Annotated in this window: 18 protein-coding genes and 1 pseudogene; 9 read left to right on the top strand and 10 right to left on the bottom strand. The window is 66.6% G+C overall.

The window, feature by feature from the left end; genetic code table 11:
- Positions 1-20 precede the first annotated feature (20 nt).
- Positions 21-557 (top strand): SMI1/KNR4 family protein, encoded by a 537-nt coding sequence (locus ACFC96_RS44090; RefSeq protein WP_376618253.1) that lies wholly within the window; start codon positions 21-23, stop codon positions 555-557.
- A 481-nt stretch (positions 558-1,038) separates the two neighbouring features.
- On the opposite strand, the gene ACFC96_RS44085 is transcribed toward ACFC96_RS44090, so the two are convergent.
- Positions 1,039-1,593, bottom strand: coding sequence for an SUKH-4 family immunity protein (locus ACFC96_RS44085; RefSeq protein ID WP_376618252.1), 555 nt, complete (start codon positions 1,591-1,593; stop codon positions 1,039-1,041).
- Between the two features lie 1,239 nt (positions 1,594-2,832).
- Between ACFC96_RS44085 and ACFC96_RS44080 the strand changes: the two genes are divergently transcribed.
- From ACFC96_RS44080 to ACFC96_RS44070, 3 genes are all read left to right on the top strand, one after another.
- Positions 2,833-3,357, top strand: a complete 525-nt coding sequence (locus ACFC96_RS44080) for a hypothetical protein (protein ID WP_376618250.1) — start codon at positions 2,833-2,835, stop codon at positions 3,355-3,357.
- A 383-nt stretch (positions 3,358-3,740) separates the two neighbouring features.
- Complete coding sequence (locus tag ACFC96_RS44075) at positions 3,741-4,283, top strand: winged helix-turn-helix domain-containing protein (protein WP_376618248.1); 543 nt, start codon at positions 3,741-3,743, stop codon at positions 4,281-4,283.
- A complete protein-coding gene (locus ACFC96_RS44070; RefSeq protein ID WP_376618246.1) occupies positions 4,193-4,810 on the top strand; it encodes a transposase in 618 nt (205 codons plus the stop codon). The genes ACFC96_RS44075 and ACFC96_RS44070 overlap by 91 nt, the downstream gene beginning before the upstream one ends.
- A gap of 271 nt (positions 4,811-5,081) precedes the next feature.
- Here the strand turns inward: ACFC96_RS44070 and ACFC96_RS44065 are convergent, their stop codons facing one another.
- Positions 5,082-5,324, bottom strand: coding sequence for a hypothetical protein (locus ACFC96_RS44065; RefSeq protein WP_376618244.1), 243 nt, complete (start codon positions 5,322-5,324; stop codon positions 5,082-5,084).
- Here ACFC96_RS44065 and ACFC96_RS44060 point away from each other — a divergent pair.
- The 3 genes from ACFC96_RS44060 to ACFC96_RS44050 all read left to right on the top strand — a co-directional run bounded on the left by ACFC96_RS44060 (position 5,313) and on the right by ACFC96_RS44050 (position 7,439).
- The gene (locus tag ACFC96_RS44060; protein ID WP_376618242.1) at positions 5,313-5,822 is read left to right on the top strand and encodes a DNA/RNA non-specific endonuclease; all 510 of its coding nucleotides are present in this window, start codon (positions 5,313-5,315) and stop codon (positions 5,820-5,822) included. The genes ACFC96_RS44065 and ACFC96_RS44060 overlap by 12 nt on opposite strands.
- Entirely contained in the window at positions 5,819-6,502 is a 684-nt protein-coding gene (locus ACFC96_RS44055; RefSeq protein ID WP_376618240.1) for a histone-like nucleoid-structuring protein Lsr2, read from the top strand. The genes ACFC96_RS44060 and ACFC96_RS44055 overlap by 4 nt, the downstream gene beginning before the upstream one ends.
- A 286-nt stretch (positions 6,503-6,788) precedes the next feature.
- Positions 6,789-7,439 carry a hypothetical protein gene (locus ACFC96_RS44050; protein ID WP_356360452.1) on the top strand — a complete coding sequence of 217 codons (651 nt, stop codon included), beginning with the start codon at positions 6,789-6,791 and terminating at the stop codon, positions 7,437-7,439.
- 3 nt (positions 7,440-7,442) lie between these two features.
- On the opposite strand, the gene ACFC96_RS44045 is transcribed toward ACFC96_RS44050, so the two are convergent.
- Together ACFC96_RS44045 and ACFC96_RS44040 are read right to left on the bottom strand one after the other, a co-directional pair.
- Positions 7,443-8,371 (bottom strand): IS5 family transposase gene (locus ACFC96_RS44045; protein WP_376618238.1). Its coding sequence is split into 2 segments (ribosomal slippage): positions 7,443-8,038 and positions 8,038-8,371, totalling 930 coding nucleotides; the frame shifts between segments, so codons are not numbered across the junction.
- Positions 8,372-8,515: 144 nt separating this feature from the next.
- Positions 8,516-8,797: pseudogene (locus ACFC96_RS44040) on the bottom strand (phosphotransferase); the annotation flags it as partial.
- Positions 8,798-8,865: 68 nt separating this feature from the next.
- On the opposite strand from ACFC96_RS44040, the gene ACFC96_RS44035 reads away from it, so the two are divergent.
- Complete coding sequence (locus tag ACFC96_RS44035; RefSeq protein ID WP_376618236.1) at positions 8,866-9,288, top strand: ATP-binding protein; 423 nt, start codon at positions 8,866-8,868, stop codon at positions 9,286-9,288.
- Entirely contained in the window at positions 9,177-9,587 is a 411-nt protein-coding gene (locus ACFC96_RS44030) for a hypothetical protein (RefSeq protein WP_376618291.1), read from the top strand. The genes ACFC96_RS44035 and ACFC96_RS44030 overlap by 112 nt, the downstream gene beginning before the upstream one ends.
- Positions 9,588-10,203: 616 nt before the next feature.
- Here the strand turns inward: ACFC96_RS44030 and ACFC96_RS44025 are convergent.
- From ACFC96_RS44025 to ACFC96_RS44000, 6 genes are all read right to left on the bottom strand, one after another.
- Positions 10,204-11,106 (bottom strand): glutaminyl-peptide cyclotransferase, encoded by a 903-nt coding sequence (locus tag ACFC96_RS44025; RefSeq protein WP_376618235.1) that lies wholly within the window; start codon positions 11,104-11,106, stop codon positions 10,204-10,206.
- 63 nt (positions 11,107-11,169) lie between these two features.
- Positions 11,170-11,457: a hypothetical protein gene (locus tag ACFC96_RS44020; RefSeq protein WP_376618233.1), complete on the bottom strand. Its 288-nt coding sequence runs from the start codon at positions 11,455-11,457 to the stop codon at positions 11,170-11,172.
- A 223-nt stretch (positions 11,458-11,680) separates the two neighbouring features.
- Positions 11,681-11,833, bottom strand: a complete 153-nt coding sequence (locus ACFC96_RS44015) for a hypothetical protein (RefSeq protein ID WP_376618231.1) — start codon at positions 11,831-11,833, stop codon at positions 11,681-11,683.
- Between the two features lie 342 nt (positions 11,834-12,175).
- On the bottom strand, positions 12,176-12,643 hold the full coding sequence (locus tag ACFC96_RS44010; RefSeq protein ID WP_376618229.1) for an RICIN domain-containing protein: 468 nt from the start codon (positions 12,641-12,643) through the stop codon (positions 12,176-12,178).
- A gap of 890 nt (positions 12,644-13,533) precedes the next feature.
- Positions 13,534-13,830, bottom strand: a complete 297-nt coding sequence (locus ACFC96_RS44005) for a hypothetical protein (RefSeq protein ID WP_376618227.1) — start codon at positions 13,828-13,830, stop codon at positions 13,534-13,536.
- 517 nt (positions 13,831-14,347) lie between these two features.
- Positions 14,348-14,851: a hypothetical protein gene (locus ACFC96_RS44000; protein WP_376618225.1), complete on the bottom strand. Its 504-nt coding sequence runs from the start codon at positions 14,849-14,851 to the stop codon at positions 14,348-14,350.
- Positions 14,852-15,313 lie beyond the last annotated feature (462 nt).

Genomic DNA, 15,313 nt, shown 5'->3' with positions numbered 1-15,313 from the left:
CGAAAGGAACCATCCGCGAGATGAGTCCCGAACTGAACCGGCTCACCGAAATCCTGCCCCGGCCCTCCGCACCCACCCAGACGCCCGACTGGGACGCCGCCGAAGCCACCCTGGGCACAGCGCTGCCCGCAGACTACAAAGAGCTCATCACCACCTACGCAGGCGGCTTCGTCGACGGCTACCTGCTGCTCCTGGAACCGGGCTGCGCCAACGACGTATACGACCAGCTCAAAATCTCCGCAGAGCGCGAAGAAGCCAACGACGCGCTGTGGCAGTACGAGGACAAGCCCGCCGAGATGGACACCGAAGGCAACCGCCTGGTCTGCTGGGCCACCACCGACAACGGCGAATACCTGTACTGGCTCGTCCAGCCCGGCGACACTCCCGACAGTCGCCCGATCCTGATCAACGACGAGTCCGGGGAAGACTGGGAACGCTACGACATGACCGTGACCCAGTTCCTCACCGCCGTCCTGAGCGGCGAGGCCCGATCGCAGATTCTCTGGGACGAGTTCCCGCTGGAGCAGCATCAATTCCGCCCCGCCCGGGAAATGTAGGACCACGAGCGCCAAGCCGTAATAGGGCCGACCCTCGACAACCAGGCCACCGCGCTTCCATCGGAGCTCCGGTCAGCCAACGCTCACACCGGCCAGAACGGCGCCAGGCACCGCTCCACGCCATGCCCGGCATCGCCCGACGGCACAATCTCGCGTCGCCGGATACACGAGCAGTCCCGCACTCCGCCCGATCCTCTCCCGATCGACCCAGAGATCACTACGGGACAAGCCTTAGCAAGACTGCCCAGCTTGGGATTTAGGCGCCGATGGAGCCCGACCCGTGCAGCCAGGTGCCGACGCCGCGGGCAACGGCCCTGCGCGTGCACTCGCGTTACTGACGGAGACCGAGGCCACGACGGCTCCAGCGGGCTGCATCTGGGCAGGGGGCGGGCTCATTTCCCGAAAGCCGTACGCGGTGGCGGGCGACCAGGCGTGGGGCGCGGCGATGCGACCTCTCCCCCGCCGGCTGACCCGGTGCGCTCTACCAGATTCCGTCGATGACCTCTTCGAAGGCGAGGTTCCACTGAGAGTCCTCGTCTTCGAATGGGAGCGGGTCGAGCTCGGAGATCTTGGCCCGCAGTCCGTCGACGCGCTCCTCTACGTCGTCGTCGCCGGTGTTCTCAAGATCCTGTCGGAGGGCCTCGAACTTGGTCAGTGCGTAAATGAGGGATTCGACGTTTCGGTGAATCGGCGTACAGACCAACTCGTCTTCTCCGTCGCCCAGCGCGTAGACCATCCCGGTGTCCGGGGCGAGCGCGAGAGTGGTGTCGGCGAAGAGGCCCAGCACGAGCCAGTCGTGGCACTCCTTGGGGACTGTTCCTCGGTCGCTGTACCACTGGGCGACGTTGATGGAGTCGGTTGCGCTGAGGCTTGCCTTGGACATGAACCACTCGGTGTCAGGAAGCCCGACGCTGCTCAGGAGGAACGCAGTTCGGTCGTTCATCCGGTTGTGCGTTGCGTTGTAGCGGGGGAAGAAGACGAGACCTGACAAGCCGAACACGGTGCGTACCTCGTCCGGTGTCACGGCGAAGTTCATGCTGAGGCCTTTGCGTTGCTGGGAGATGGCGTGTGATCCATAGTGCCTGTGGCTCGACCCCTGGCGGCTATCTCACCGACCGCCCGTCTCCGGCTCCATCGGCTCGGTCGTCCGCCTGTGGCCGTTCATCTATGCGGGCACCATCCCGATACCGGAGCAAACCCCCGGATCAGGTCCAACCCGTACACCACTTCCCAGGACGCAACCCGCCCACCAGGCTCGGTGCCTCAAGGCGAGGTCGAGGTATCACCCGAGCTGCGTAAGAGGGTTGACTCGACAAGCGGATCCTCCTGCACTCCAGCGGGCCACGCAAGTTGCGATTTTCTCGGCCTGCCGAGCGTCTGGGTCCGCGCCTGGGGCGGAAACGGCGTCGCGGCATGGCACTCTCACGGCCCGGCCCCAAGCGCGCCGCTCTTGCGTCCAAAGCCTCTCGCCACAGCCACAAGGCCGGTTGTGCACCTGCGTGCTGAAGCGGCCGGTGCGAGCCGTGCCCTTCCCAGTCCAGGATCACCGCAGCGGCCGACGTCTCAGCCGACCCCCTTCGGCCAGGTGGCCGCCAGCTCTTTTCGTGTCTGGCTTTGACTGCACGCCGCGGATACGACGTCGTTCACAGGCCAGAGGATGGCGCCGTCACATACGTCAGCAACAACGCTGAGTGGTGACCGCACCTGGGAGCAATGAGGATCGAGGATCGGTCGGGTTAGGCGACTGACCTCCAGGGCAGACAGGGCATCGGCATGCTGTGTCTATGACAAGAGAGCGGGCACTCGCAATCGCCGGCTACAGCGCAATCGGCGTGCTGCTCGCCGCAGCGACAGCATGGACGGTGGTCACCCGGCCTCACGCGGCTGGATCTGCTGGGAAACACCCTTCAGGTCCGCCTCGCAGAGTGTCACGCTGAAGGCGGAGGACGTGGCGGAACCTACACCGTATGCCACACGCTCGGCCGGGGTGAGGGCAAGCACCAGATGGTGCCCGGCTGGCCGGCGAAGACCTGGGCCCCAGCCGGTGCACCGAAACCATCCCGGCCCGGCCTAGGGCAGGCCGCCGGGCTCGAAGAACCGCCGCCCGGCCACCCGTCATGACGTGGGCAGAGTCCTTGCCACCAGCGAGGCGTACAGCCGCCCTGCCCACTACAAGAGGGGCGCGCCAAACCCCGGCGCACCGAGGAACGGCAAACTTGACGGCCTGGGCCATGTGCAGCGGGCACGAGGCCGAAGAAGTACACGGAGTGCGTTGGTGGATCTCAGCTCAGTGATCATCGCGGTGACAGGCGTCGCAGGAACCCTGGGAGGATCACTACTCACCCAACGCGGCTCCGAACGAGCGAAGCGTCGGGAAATAGAGCTCGTTCGTGATCACGATGAGATCCGCGAAAACCGTACACTCCGACGCACCTGCTATGTGGAACTCAACCGAGATGCACGGCAGTTCACCACAGCACTCAACCGCCACCTGCACGTCATGAGGGAACGCGGCGTGGAGGACGCCGACAGCGACGCACTCGACGAAGCGAAGAACGCGCACCGGGATCGATATTCCGAAGCGCAGATGATCGCCCCCGAAGAGGTACTCATGCGAGCGAGCGTCGTCAACCAAGCCCTGAACAAGGTCTACGGCCAGGTCAAGCGCCTCGAACGCGGTGCCCCCGAACCAGGCGAAACGATGGAGACTGCGGCCCAGGCCCAGTACGAGGTCTGGGACTTGCTCCGAACCATGAGAACCACTATGCGTCACGACCTCGGCGTGGTGCATGGCGATTGAGCTGGCGGCTATCGACACGCTGCGCAGCGGGCGCCGAGCGAGACGCGGACGGTGTTCCTGTCGCGCTGGGCATGTTCTTGGCGAACACCCTCCGCCGAGCCGACAAACTCACCACACAACGACGCGCAGACCTCAACCAACTCGGCATGCGCTGGTGGAGGTGCGAATTGGTGCGTCTCCGATTCCCCGCGCCGTGCTGCCCTTGGGTGGCCTTCTTCACGAGGCGTTCTCGTGAACAGAGCCAGTCGGGCTTGTACCACCAGCAGACGAGGAACGTTCTTGTTTCATGCAGCCCGAAAAAACTTGGGTTCTTCTAGAGATCTTTAAGGGTCTGGGTTACGTGGGATCGTGACGGCTGGCGCGGGCTGCGCTATGCCGGAGGGATGAGGTATCCCGATGGCGGAGGGCTGACGGCTGAGGAGCGGGTTCGGCGTGAGCAGGTCCGGTTGGCGGCCGCTGATCTGATCGAGGCAGGTGCCAGTGACCGAGAGGTGGCCCTGCAGTTCAGAGTGACGCGGATGTCGGCGAACCGCTGGCGGCGGGCGTTGGCTGCGGGCGGGCGTCAGGCCCTGGTCTCCAAGGGCCCCGGCGGCGCCCGCTGCAGACTCGATACAAGTCAACTGCGTTTGCTGGAGGCGGTGTTGGATGCTGGTCCGGCCGCTGCGGGCTGGAGCGACCAGTGCTGGACTCTGGCGAGGATCGCCGAGGTCGTGCACCGCCGGTTCAGGGTGGAGTACACCCTGGCCGGGATGGATCTGCTGCTGCACCGCATCGGCTGGAGCGTGCAAGTCCCCTCCCGCAAGGCCACCGAGCGCGACGAGGAGGAGATCGCCGCGTGGAAGGACGAGCAGTGGCCCGTCATAAAAAGACGGCGGCGGACCTGGGCGCCTGGCTGTGCTTCGAGGACGAAGCCGGCCAGGGGCTGAGGCCGCCCAAAGGCCGCACCTGGGGCCGACGCGGGAACACACCCGTCGTGCAGGTCACCGCCGCGGGCACCAAGCGGGTGTCCATGGCCGCGCTGATCTGCACCAAGTCTGGCCACCGGTCCCGGCTGATCTATCGCATCCACCTCGACCGCGGCCCCGCGAAAGGCCGACGCAAGGGCTTCACCGAGACCGACTATGCCCGCCTGCTGGATGCCGCGCACCAGCAGCTCGGCGGCCCGATCGTCCTGGTCTGGGACAATCTGAACACGCATGTCAGCCACACCATGCGCGAGCTGATCGATGCCCGATTATGGCTGACCGTCTACCAACTCCCGGCATACGCTCCGGAGTTCAACCCGGTCGAAGGCGTGTGGTCTCACCTGAAACGGTCCCTGGCCAACCTCACCAAACACAGCCTCGACCAGCTCACCGCGTTGGTGAAGACCCGGCTCAAACGGATGCAGTACCGACCCGGCCTCATCGAGGGGCTCATCGCCAAGACCGGCCTCGACTTCCAACCGCCGTAACCTCAGCCATTGAAGATCTCTAGAGCTTCAAGTCGGTTGCCTGGCGGCGCCGTTGCGCTCCCGGCAACCTGACCTAGCCGTTACCCTCCGTCATGCACAAGCTGCTCCCCTGCGCTCCACGAGACGCAGAAGCGCCTCCCGCTGCTCCTCAGCCAGCACCGCCGTTTCCCCTCCCGTAACACGTCTTCGGGATCCAGCCGGTACGCGGAGGCAATCTCGCCGACGTCGTCCTGGTCACCCAGTCCTCCGGGCTGGTGGAGCGGGGCTCTTCTCAGGCCGGTTCCCCGTAAAGGATCACCTCCGCGATGCCCGCGACGCTCTGCGCGCCCCCGCCGCTGACCTGGGTGACGGTGATGCGTATCTGGCGTACGTTCGGCGCTGCGAAGTCCTCGGGAAGGGTGTACTGACCGCTTCGGGTCAGGTCGGAGAGCGCCGTGTCCCAGGTGCTGCCGTCCCTTGAGGTCTGCAGGTCGAAGGTGTACCAGCTGCTGTCCTTGCCCCAATGGATGCGCACGCCGACCCGCTCGGCCTGGCCGGCTGCGACAACGACCCCACCTGGGGACGGCGCGTCTCCTTCACCCCAGCCGAACACGACCGCCCTTACGAAATGAACGCGGTCATCACCCGCGACATGCTCGACGAGGGGACCGAAGCCAACTCATCTCTGCGCCCGCCCGGCTTCCTCGGCGGTGACTACAACCAGGCCCGCGGCCACATGCTGGCCCGCATGCTCGGCGGCTCCGGCGACACCCTCGACAACCTGTTCACCATCACCCAGAACCCGACCAACAGCCCCGACATGCGTGACTGGGAGCAGGACATCTACGACGCCGCCAAGAAGGGCGAAGTCATCGAGTACAACGTCTACCTCGAATACACCGATGACGAGAAAGATTCCGTCCCCAAGTCCATTCAGCTGGAAGCCTACGGAAACCGGGGCTTCTCCCTGGACGTTATGTTGGACAACCCAGCCCACGAACAGCAGCAACGCCACCGCCGAGGACTCCTGTGACCACTCTCAACGACCTCGCCCGCCTCTCGCCCCCGCCGGCCGCTCCCCCCACTGTCGACTGGCAGGACACCGAAGACGCTCTCGGATTCACCCTGCCCACCGACTACAAGCAGCTTGCCGCCGCCTACGGGCCGGGCTCCTTCTGCAACTTCCTCAGCGTGCGCCACCCGCTGGGCGCCACTGACTGGATCAGCCTGCCCGGCCCCATGACAACTGCCGTCCAGGAACAACTGCAACGTGACCGCGACCAGGGCCGCCCTGTTCCTCACGCTCCGGCAGAACTGTTCCCCATCGCGGTGAGCGACAACGGCGAGTACGTCTTCTGGCACCGCCCGGCCACTTGCGCCCCGCAAGAGTGGACCATCACCGTCAACGAGGCCCGCGGCCCCCGGTGGTTCCCCTTCGACGGAACGCTCACCGAGTTCCTCCTCAGCGTGCTCAGCGGGCAGACCAGCGTCCCCCTGTTCCCGAACGGCCTCCTCTCCCAGGGCACTGCCTTCACACCGGCTGCCGCACGCAGGCCCGCCCAGAGCCCCCAGACCGTCACAACAACCCGCCCCGGCACCGCCACGGACTCCCATGCGATCCGCGCCTGGGCCCGCGCCAACGGCTACGACGTCCCCGACCGCGGCCGGATCCCCGCCGCCATCTTCTCCGCATGGCAAGACGCCCACCGCTGACCCACACCATCCAGCACCAGCGGGCGGACCGGAGCTGCTCAACCAAACTGGTCCGTGACAGCTACGCCTGACAAAGGAGCCTCATCAACGTCCGGCACATGCCCTGCTGCGCCCCCACCGACCCTGCGAAAACATGGTGGAACGCTTGGTGCGGCCCGCTGGCGGGCGGCAGCGGTGCGCCCGGCGCCCCTGTGCCTAGGGCCTGTCCTGGCGATCACGCAGCCTGTCAGGCTCCTACACTGCCCGAGGGCGAAGCGGTAAAGCGGGCGAAGGGGCTACCAAGGGCGTGCGGCAGAACGAACGGTTGGCGAGCCTGACGTTCGACCAGCAGCGTCAGATCGCTGCTGTGGCCCTGTGGTCGTGGCGTGCGCCCTTGCTCACGTTCGGACTGGACGAGGCGTGGGATATCGACCCATCCGTGCTGGAATCGCTTTTTCCCTTGATGGCAGAGGCTCCCAGCCCAGAGTCGGACCAGGCGTACCGGCAAGCCGTCGCCGCGCTGCGCACAGCCCAGCTGTTCGCTTCCGAAGTGGACCCGGACACGATTGAACTCGTCCAGTTGGAGATCATCGACAGCCTGTTGACTTACGGCGCGTTGCTCGACAGCCCCCGCACCGTCGAGGTCGAGCGAGTAACCGAAACCACGTCCAGCCTGGCGAACTACCTCGACGGTCTCGTCGAGGGCACGTTCCGCTCCCACCCATGGGAGCAATCACACCGGCAGTACCTTGTCGACCTGGCGGACCAGGTCAGCGGCCAGGGCTATCTCGCCGCCCGGAGCTCCGTCATCGAGTCAGCCTGTCACAACGCCCTCCTGTCTCTCCCCGATGGACGGCTCCTCGACTCCGCCACCAGCCATGAGCTGCGCGTGCTGTGCGAGGACTTCGGCGAAGAAGTCGTCACTATGCTGCGGTGGCTCCGTACAACCGGTTACTAGCAATCACGACCTGAGCCAGATGACGAGTGCGGCAGCTGTGACAGTGCCGAGGAAGACGTAACTGCGCTTGTCGTACCTGGTGGCCACTGCCCGCCACTGCTTGAGCTTGTTGATCGCGCGTTCCACCGTGTTGCGCTTCTTGTATCGCGCCAGGTCAAAGCCTGGTGGTCGGCCGCCGCCTCTACCGCGACGTGAGCGGGCGGCCCGGGAGTCTGACTTCTCCGGGATGGTGTGCGCGATGCCGCGCCTTCGCAGGTAGTCGCGGCAGGGACGGTTGCTGTAGGCCCTGTCCGCAGCGACGCTGTCCGGCCTTTTGCGCGGCCGCCCCGGACCCAACCGGGGCACCCGGATCTTCTCCAACACCGGAATGAACTGGGTAGTGTCCGCTTGCTGCCCGGCCGTGACTACCAACGACAAAGGCCGACAGTGACCGTCCGCGCTCAGGTGGATCTTTGAGGTAAAGCCACCGCGGGAACGGCCGAGTCCCTCGCCTTCTGCACCACCCCCACCAGCAGGCCCCGCCACAGACGTTCGTGCTGGTGTTCTGCACCCGATGCCCCCTTTGGTGGGCCCCCAAGTGCGGGAGGGGGAGCGTGACGGGCACCGGCCGCCGACTGGTGAGCCCGGATCGCCGTCGAGTCCACCGACACCTGCCAGTCGATCTGGCCGGCTGCGTCGGCTGCCGCCTGCACCTGCTGGAGTACCCACTCCCATGTGCCGTCCGCCGACCACAACCGGTGCCGCTCGTACACCGTCTTCCACGGTCCGAACCGCTCCGGCAGATCACGCCACTGCACACCGGTCCGCACCCGGTACAGAATTCCGTTGATGACCTGTCGATGATCTCGCCACCGTCCGCACCTCCCGGTGCTCACCGGCAGCAGTGGCTGCAACCGCCCCCACTGGTTGTCCGTCAGATCTCCCCGCCTCACGAGCGGGACAACGATCCAACAAAGCCACAGTCACTTGATCGCCAGGACAGTGCCTAGGCGTGCGTTGGCCCGCTGGCCCGCTGGCCCGAGGGAATCCTGCTCGATGCGTCAGAGCGCATGCGTAGCGGTCGGGCCCGCGCAGCCTCACATCCGGGATCTCAGCACGTCGACCTCACAGCCCGGCGCGAACGGGTCGAAGCCGTGCTCGATCAGCCAGCGAACCACCAGCAGGCTTCGCAACGACCACCACGCGTGGATCACGTCGAGATCGATGTCCGTGCCATATCCGGCGACGACATCGTCGAGGTGCTCCTCGTGTCCGAGCGTGAAGGTGGCAAGGTCGTACAGGGCATCACCTTGGCCCGCCTTTGACCAGTCGATGATGCCCGTGACCTCGTCGCCGTCGACGAAAACATGCGCGATCTGCCCACCCAGCGCTTCCTCGACAACGCCTCCCATGTCCTGCTGTCGGCCCGCCAGGCGTCGGCAAGACAATGCTGGCCGTCGCGCTCGCCCGCTCCGCAGTCGACGCCGGCCACCGCGTCTACGTCACCACCACCGCCGAGTTCGCGGCCAAGCGCCACAAGACCGCACTCGAAGGACACTGGTCGACCATCATGCGCTCCTTTGCCGGACCACGGCTTCTGGTGATCGACGAACTGGGCCATCTCCCACGGTCCGAGAAAAGCGAAGGACGGAACATGGAACTGGAACTACTGCCACTGGTCGGCGTCGGGCCACTGCGGCTCGGCACATGGAACTGGAACTACTGCCACTGGTCGGCGTCGGGCCACTGCGGCTCGGCATGTCGGCGCAGCAGGCGCGCGACACGGTCCAGGCATGGGGGCTGCTGCGCGTCGCCTCCAGTGATCCCCAGCCCGGGCAGATCCTGCTCAAGCACGACACCTCCGGCCTGAACGTGATGCTCGGCTTCACCAAAGGCGCGCTGAGCGGCGTGGAGCTGTTCCGGTTCCTCGACGAGGACGCCGACATGCGCGTGCTCCTCGACGGTCTCGACGTCTTCCGCACCCCGAGTGCGGACCTCTTCGAGCTGTTCACCCAGCGGGGCCACGAGATCACCGAGAACGACCTCGGTTTCGACGAGCTGCCGCAGCTGAAGATCGTCCTGGCCAACCAGAGCAGCTACGAGTACCCGGTGGACGAGGACGGGGATCCTCTCTACTACGACTACGTGCGCCTCGCGGACCAGAACTGACGCACGGTAAACCCACGGCAGACCCCGCACGGCGCAGGCTCCACGACCCCCGAGCGGGACGGACGTGCGCCGGGGGTCTCCTGCGGCGGGTGCTGCAGAAGAACTCCACCCGTACTGGATGCCACTGACAACCCGGAGCACGATCGCTCTGCCAACGGCCCGACTTCGATGCGGCAGTAGCGGCGGCCCAGCAAAGAAGCCGATCGTGCGACTGTGCCCGACGACCTGCGGCGCCGGCTTCTGTAGCTGTTGCACCGCAGGCCCCGGCAATCTGCCGGGCCCACTGCAGTACCCAGACGCACCCCTCTCCACGCTCGGTGACCGACGTGGCTGCCGCTGCGAAGAGGAACGACGGGGAACATGACGAGGGCGGGTGAGCGCCCACTGTCGCAAACGATGGCCGCGGGCGAGAGCGGGTTGAACCCGGACGCGGGCTTGTTGACCGTCGACAATGTCCACGACCGGGCTTCCAGCGAGCACGACATCGCCGCGGCGGCCGCCGTTCGAGGTCGCAGACGGGCACCGCCATCCGCTGCACGAGAGCCCGAAGCAAGGCGACATCCCGGCCGTCAACATCCCCTGTAGAGACCGATGTGATGCCGTCTGCCAAGACTCGTCAAGGGACGAAGGTGACCTTGAACATGTGGGGCCAGAGCTTGCCGGTGATCAGGAATTGGTTGGTGCCCGGCACGGCGGCGATGCCGTTGAGTGCCTGGGCCCTGCGGCGTTCGGACGGTGTCAGCAGTGCGCCGGCGTCGATCCGAGCGGTAACGGTGCCGGTATGCGGGTCGATCCGCACGATCGTGTCCGTTGGGTAGACGTTCGCATATACAGAGCCGTCAGGTGCGCATTCCAGTTCGTTGAGCCCCGTTACCGGTTGGCCGCCCTGACGCACCCTGATGCCGCCTGTCACCTTGAAGGTGTCGGGGTCGCGGAAGGAGAGCCGGTCGGTGCCGTCGCTCATCACCAGCGTTTCACGTCCGGCAACGCGTAGATGACACAGACCCCACCCCTCGCCTCGGTAGACGACGCGGCGGCGCTCTGTGAGGGTGCCGGGGTCACGTTCGATGGCGATACCGTCGCGCCAGGTGAGTTGCCAGAGTCTGGCACCGGACACCGTCATGCCCTCGCCGAACAGTGGCGCCGACAGTCCGGCGTAGACAGTAGGTGGCTTACCGGGTGGACCGGCGCGCAGCGAGGACCGGCCGGCAAGGCCCGTACTTTCGTAGAGGGTGGCGCCGCGGAACTCCAGCCCCTGCGTGAAAGCACCTGGATCGTGGTGAAGGACCTCTCGCACTGCGGCATGCAGCAATCGGACCTGGTGAGCGCCGGACCTGAGGGGCACTTGACCGCTGGTCGACGCACCTGTTCGCGCCGCGCTGTCGGAGGGGCTACCGGCGTCACACGCCGCGACAGCGCCGGGGAGCAGCACCGCGCACAACAGCGCCGCCGCGACTGTCCGCGAGCGGTGACCCGATCCCATCCCGCGTGGGCCTGCGCCGCCGTTCAAGAGCTTCATCGCTTTTCCTTCGTGGATACCCCCGGCTTTAGGGATCCTTTCAGAACGAGGATGGGGTGGCAGTCACTCGTCGTCGAGTCGCTGAAGAACCTGCGTGAAGTCACCGGCGTCGAGTAGGCCAACGAGTACCTGAGTCATGCTGTCGATGCCGGGATCTCGGACTACCAGTCCGTCAGAACACCAGAAGCAGCGTCCGCCCAACTCCTCACCTGTTGGGGACCACCTCTTCATCAGGCGCTCGACCTCGGCGAGAGTGAACACGGTTGCGCTCCAGCGGGAGCCGTCCGCTGCCAGCCGTACCTCTACATCGACGTTGCAGACGGCATCCAGATCCTCGCCCGCGCTGGGCAAGAACGACGCCTCGAACCGATCTGTGCGGACGCGGCGGTCTTGGAGGCGATCTCGTTCACACTCGCGGCATCGAGACCGCGCATCCGCTCGCTCAGTTGTCGTGCCCACGTGGGCGAGCTCGAGCCTACCCTCAGCCCCCTCGCGCTCCTCGACGTCCGCCCGGTGACCGTCACCACGTCAAAGAGCACATGCATGCAGGGGCTGCCTGCCCGGCCTCGGCTGCCTAACAGCGGGCCGCTCGGCCCACACCGCCGTGCCCCGCCAGCACCGTGTGCGTCATGCCGATGGCGCTGTCGAGGAAACCGGAGGGGTCGCACAGTTGGCTGATGCGCTCAGTACCGAGCCGGCTCACCAGATCGGTGTGACCGAGGAGCATCGACCGCGCAGCGCACCTCGGCGTGACCTCGGACAATGGGCACATGCTCAGCTTCACCGACGGCCTCCGGGGATGCCTCGCGCCAATAGGCGGACTGCGACGGCGCGGGAAACGCGTACCGGAAGGCACTGCGCGAGAACCAGACGGGCCGCGTCCACCCCACGCATCGAGGCCATCCGCACCATGACGCCAGACGCGCCGGCAAAAGCCTGTTCTGTCACTGGCCGCCCCGCAGAGCACGAAGGGGGCGGCCCGCCGCCAGAGCATGGATTCGGCGAGCCGCCCAGCTTTGCCACCGGCGCCCCATGAGCCACCCCGGCAAGACCTGGTCACTGCTGACCGCTAGGCGATCCACCCGATCTGCCAGCGCTGGGACTTACCCCCGGTGCACGTGGTGGTGTTGACACGGTCGTTCGCCATCCGAGCCAGACACTTGTGGCTCACAGCGTTCTTGATCGTGGCGCCATCCACCTCATTCGGGGTGATCGTCCACAAGGCCGCATCGTCTGCCGCGGAACAGGGCTTCATGGTCGCCTGACCGTTGCGCGACACGAGGCACAGCCCCGTCGCCTTCTGCCGAAGCGCCGTGTACTCGAACTCGTCGTTCCAGTACCACTTTTGATAGCTGGTGAAGTTACACCCGAAGACATAGGGGCCGTAGTCGGCCCTGAAGTCCAGGCAGTTCCGGGCCGGGGCAGCCTTGTTCTCGAAGGTACTGATCCCCGGCGCTGCGCTCGCCGGCGTGCTACCCAAGCCCACCGCGAGCCCGATGACGGCCCCCAGCGTGGCCAGCCTTCTCCACAACATCATTCCCCCTCGGCCCGGCGGGTCAGGCCGGGTGCGAATTGAGATCTGCGAGGCCAGGAGACTAGCAGCCAGCTACCACACCAGCCCCGACATCGCGCATCGGCACACAGGATCCGCTGCACCACGCCATGCCGAAGTCACCTCTTCGTGTGCGAACAGAACCAGGGCGTGGCTCTGTTCACGTCGCGGAGCAGCATCGTCCATCACAGCAGAGCCGGCCATGGCGCGGCAGCCGGAAGCCGTGTGCACCCGCATCCGTCCCTCCCCCTGCGGCCCGTCTCAACGGGCCGCGAGCGCGCAGGCCCCCGGCCGACGCGCAACACGACACAACGCGGCCTTGACCCCGAGCACGCACGCGCCGGCCTCGCCCTGCCGTCTGCCCTTTCCCTCCTCCTTTCCCTTCCCCAACCTGTTGCCGGGCCGGAGTGTGCGTGAGAGGGGTTGTCGGCACCACCGGTACACCCGCACCGGCAGGCCTGACCTGCCGTTTCCCTCTCTCCACCGGTGGAGAGTGCACTAGGGGCTTTGAGGCCCCCTTTGCGGGTGACTTTGCTAGGAGCTTTGAGGGGTAGTTTGTCGGCCGTGCCGGTGCCGACACACCGCGGGCGCCCGGGCCAGTCACCACAGGCGTTGGGCCTCCCCAGCCCGGGCACTACCACTCCGTGGTGATCGGCCCGATCCTGACCCTCACCGATTCCCGACCGCCTGATCGCCGTCGTCTTCCGCCCAACTGCCCCGCCGATGAAGGGCAGTGGGTTGTTCATCCGGTTCGCAGGCCCTCACACGGCCAGCGGTGAAGGTCAGCCCAGTGCCGGGTCCAGAGGCTGGCAACTGCCACCACCGGCTGTGTTCCACCACGTCCAGTCCCACGGCCCCCGCTCGTACAGGCGGACTCAAAGCGGCGCCGATAACCGAGAACGGCACAGAGCAACGGTGAGGCAGCCGGGCAAGAGACCGAGGAACAGCACACTCCATCCCCACCAGCCGGGCATCGCGCCGGCACTCAGGACGAGCTGCACGTCGCCGAAGCCGATCACGCAGGGGCCGATAGGGATCACCAGCCAGAACACGACGCCCAGCATCCCGGCACCCCACAGGGGCGGCGCGTGAACGACCCGCACCCCGAACACCCCGCCGGCGAAGGCCAGCACGGCAAGGACGGCAAGGACGGCAAGGACGAACGGCTCCACATCACCCTCCACTACCACCGGCCGGTACGCACACCGGTACGCGTCTCGCTGCACCACGCCGCCGGGCCGCGACAGCGCACAGGTTGCGCAGCGGCCTGTTCACCGCCCGCGCGAGGGCTCGCCGATGGTTGCGCAGCACGACCCGATCGTCCACTGCGCAACGATGAGCGCGGACTATGCGCAACGGGGGCGGGGACGCTGCGCAGCAGGGATCCCGCAGTGCGCAGTCAAAGTGCACCGCGACTGCGCACCGTGGGTGCGCAGCATCGTGGGTGCGCAGCATCGTGGGTGCGCAGTCGCGGTCACTGCGCACTCCCCCGCACCGGTACGCGTCTGGTTTCCCCACGCGTACCGGCCACCGCGGCCCATCCCGCGTCACCCGGCTTCGAGGCCGAGGCGGCGACGGGTGATGGCGATTCGTGAAACTCCCCAGGCTCGATCTTCGGTCCCCACTTCACTGACTGTTCAACCGTGGAGTGGTGAGCAGACCGCCCGGGACGGTGGAGGCACATCTTCGTCAATGGCTGTCTGCTGGTCCGCCCTGATGCCAGGCGTAGACACGGACGCGGTCGAGGTGGAGTTCATTGGGGCCCATGCAGTCGGCGGCCCAGGTGGCCAGGCGAGAGCCGCAGAAGCAGGCCAGGTTGGGGCCGTGCGCGCCGGTGGGACCGCAGCACCCGAGCCAGTTGTCCCCGAGTGTGAAGGGGGCGAGGTGGGGCAGAACGTCGTCTGGGTGGACGACGAAACTGTCACGCCAACCGGCTGACTCCGTAACCCCAGTGCCGGGTCGCAGCAGCTCACGCCCGCTGCTGCGGGCGCGATGGCGGGATTCAGCGGCGACGAACGGGGCGCCCCACGGGTCGGGGTCGATGGCGTAGCGCCCACGGGGGACGGTGGAGCGAGCCCGACCGGTCTTCTTGTCACGGCCCCGATCTGGGTCGTCGACGTCCGGAACGACCGGGAGCGCCACCAGGTCCCCGGTGAGCACGTTCCCGCACTTGGCGCAGTAGAAGACGGTCACACGTCGGGTTCTACCGTGTGTCAGGCCTGACCGTCACGCGGAATTTGGCTGGCTGACAGGGACAACTCCTGCCCGACGGCCCGCCACAGGCCGACACCTGCAGGTAGGGAATCGGGGTGAGCAGGTCTGGCCCGTCCCTGGGCACAGGGTGGGGATTTTCAACGAGCCTCATCACGGGCCGCGCCCGCTGCGATCCGGCGACCGGTACACGTTGGTCAAGGGGCGAAAAAGCGCGTACCGAAACGCGTACTGGCCTGCAGAACCCTCAGGTCACAGACCTGCCGGACGAAGCCATGGCCCCCAGGACGCACCCGGTTCGCACGCCTACCGGTACGCCCTTTCGCCACCCCGCTCCAGATGCCCGGTACGCGTTTTGGCGAGCGCCGCACCATGCGTACCGCCCGCTCACCGTCGACCGGTACTGGCTGCGCAGTACCCGGTGCGCAACACGCCCCAGTTCGC

Origin of the sequence: Streptomyces sp. NPDC055955, assembly GCF_042270245.1 — a bacterium.
In the GTDB taxonomy this organism is placed as follows: Bacteria; Actinomycetota; Actinomycetes; order Streptomycetales; family Streptomycetaceae; genus Streptomyces.
This window is presented reverse-complemented; position numbering and strand designations above follow the sequence as displayed.

Excerpts from the sequence above, each read along its gene's own strand:
- ACFC96_RS44090 (WP_376618253.1), top strand. The coding sequence starts at position 21 with ATGAGTCCCGAACTGAACCGGCTCACCGAAATCCTGCCCCGGCCCTCC.
- ACFC96_RS44085 (WP_376618252.1), bottom strand. The coding sequence starts at position 1,593 with ATGAACTTCGCCGTGACACCGGACGAGGTACGCACCGTGTTCGGCTTG.
- ACFC96_RS44075 (WP_376618248.1), top strand. The coding sequence starts at position 3,741 with ATGAGGTATCCCGATGGCGGAGGGCTGACGGCTGAGGAGCGGGTTCGG.
- ACFC96_RS44060 (WP_376618242.1), top strand. The coding sequence starts at position 5,313 with ATGGATGCGCACGCCGACCCGCTCGGCCTGGCCGGCTGCGACAACGAC.
- ACFC96_RS44035 (WP_376618236.1), top strand. The coding sequence starts at position 8,866 with ATGCTGGCCGTCGCGCTCGCCCGCTCCGCAGTCGACGCCGGCCACCGC.
- ACFC96_RS44030 (WP_376618291.1), top strand. The coding sequence starts at position 9,177 with ATGTCGGCGCAGCAGGCGCGCGACACGGTCCAGGCATGGGGGCTGCTG.
- ACFC96_RS44025 (WP_376618235.1), bottom strand. The coding sequence starts at position 11,106 with ATGAAGCTCTTGAACGGCGGCGCAGGCCCACGCGGGATGGGATCGGGT.
- ACFC96_RS44015 (WP_376618231.1), bottom strand. The coding sequence starts at position 11,833 with ATGCTCCTCGGTCACACCGATCTGGTGAGCCGGCTCGGTACTGAGCGC.
- ACFC96_RS44010 (WP_376618229.1), bottom strand. The coding sequence starts at position 12,643 with ATGATGTTGTGGAGAAGGCTGGCCACGCTGGGGGCCGTCATCGGGCTC.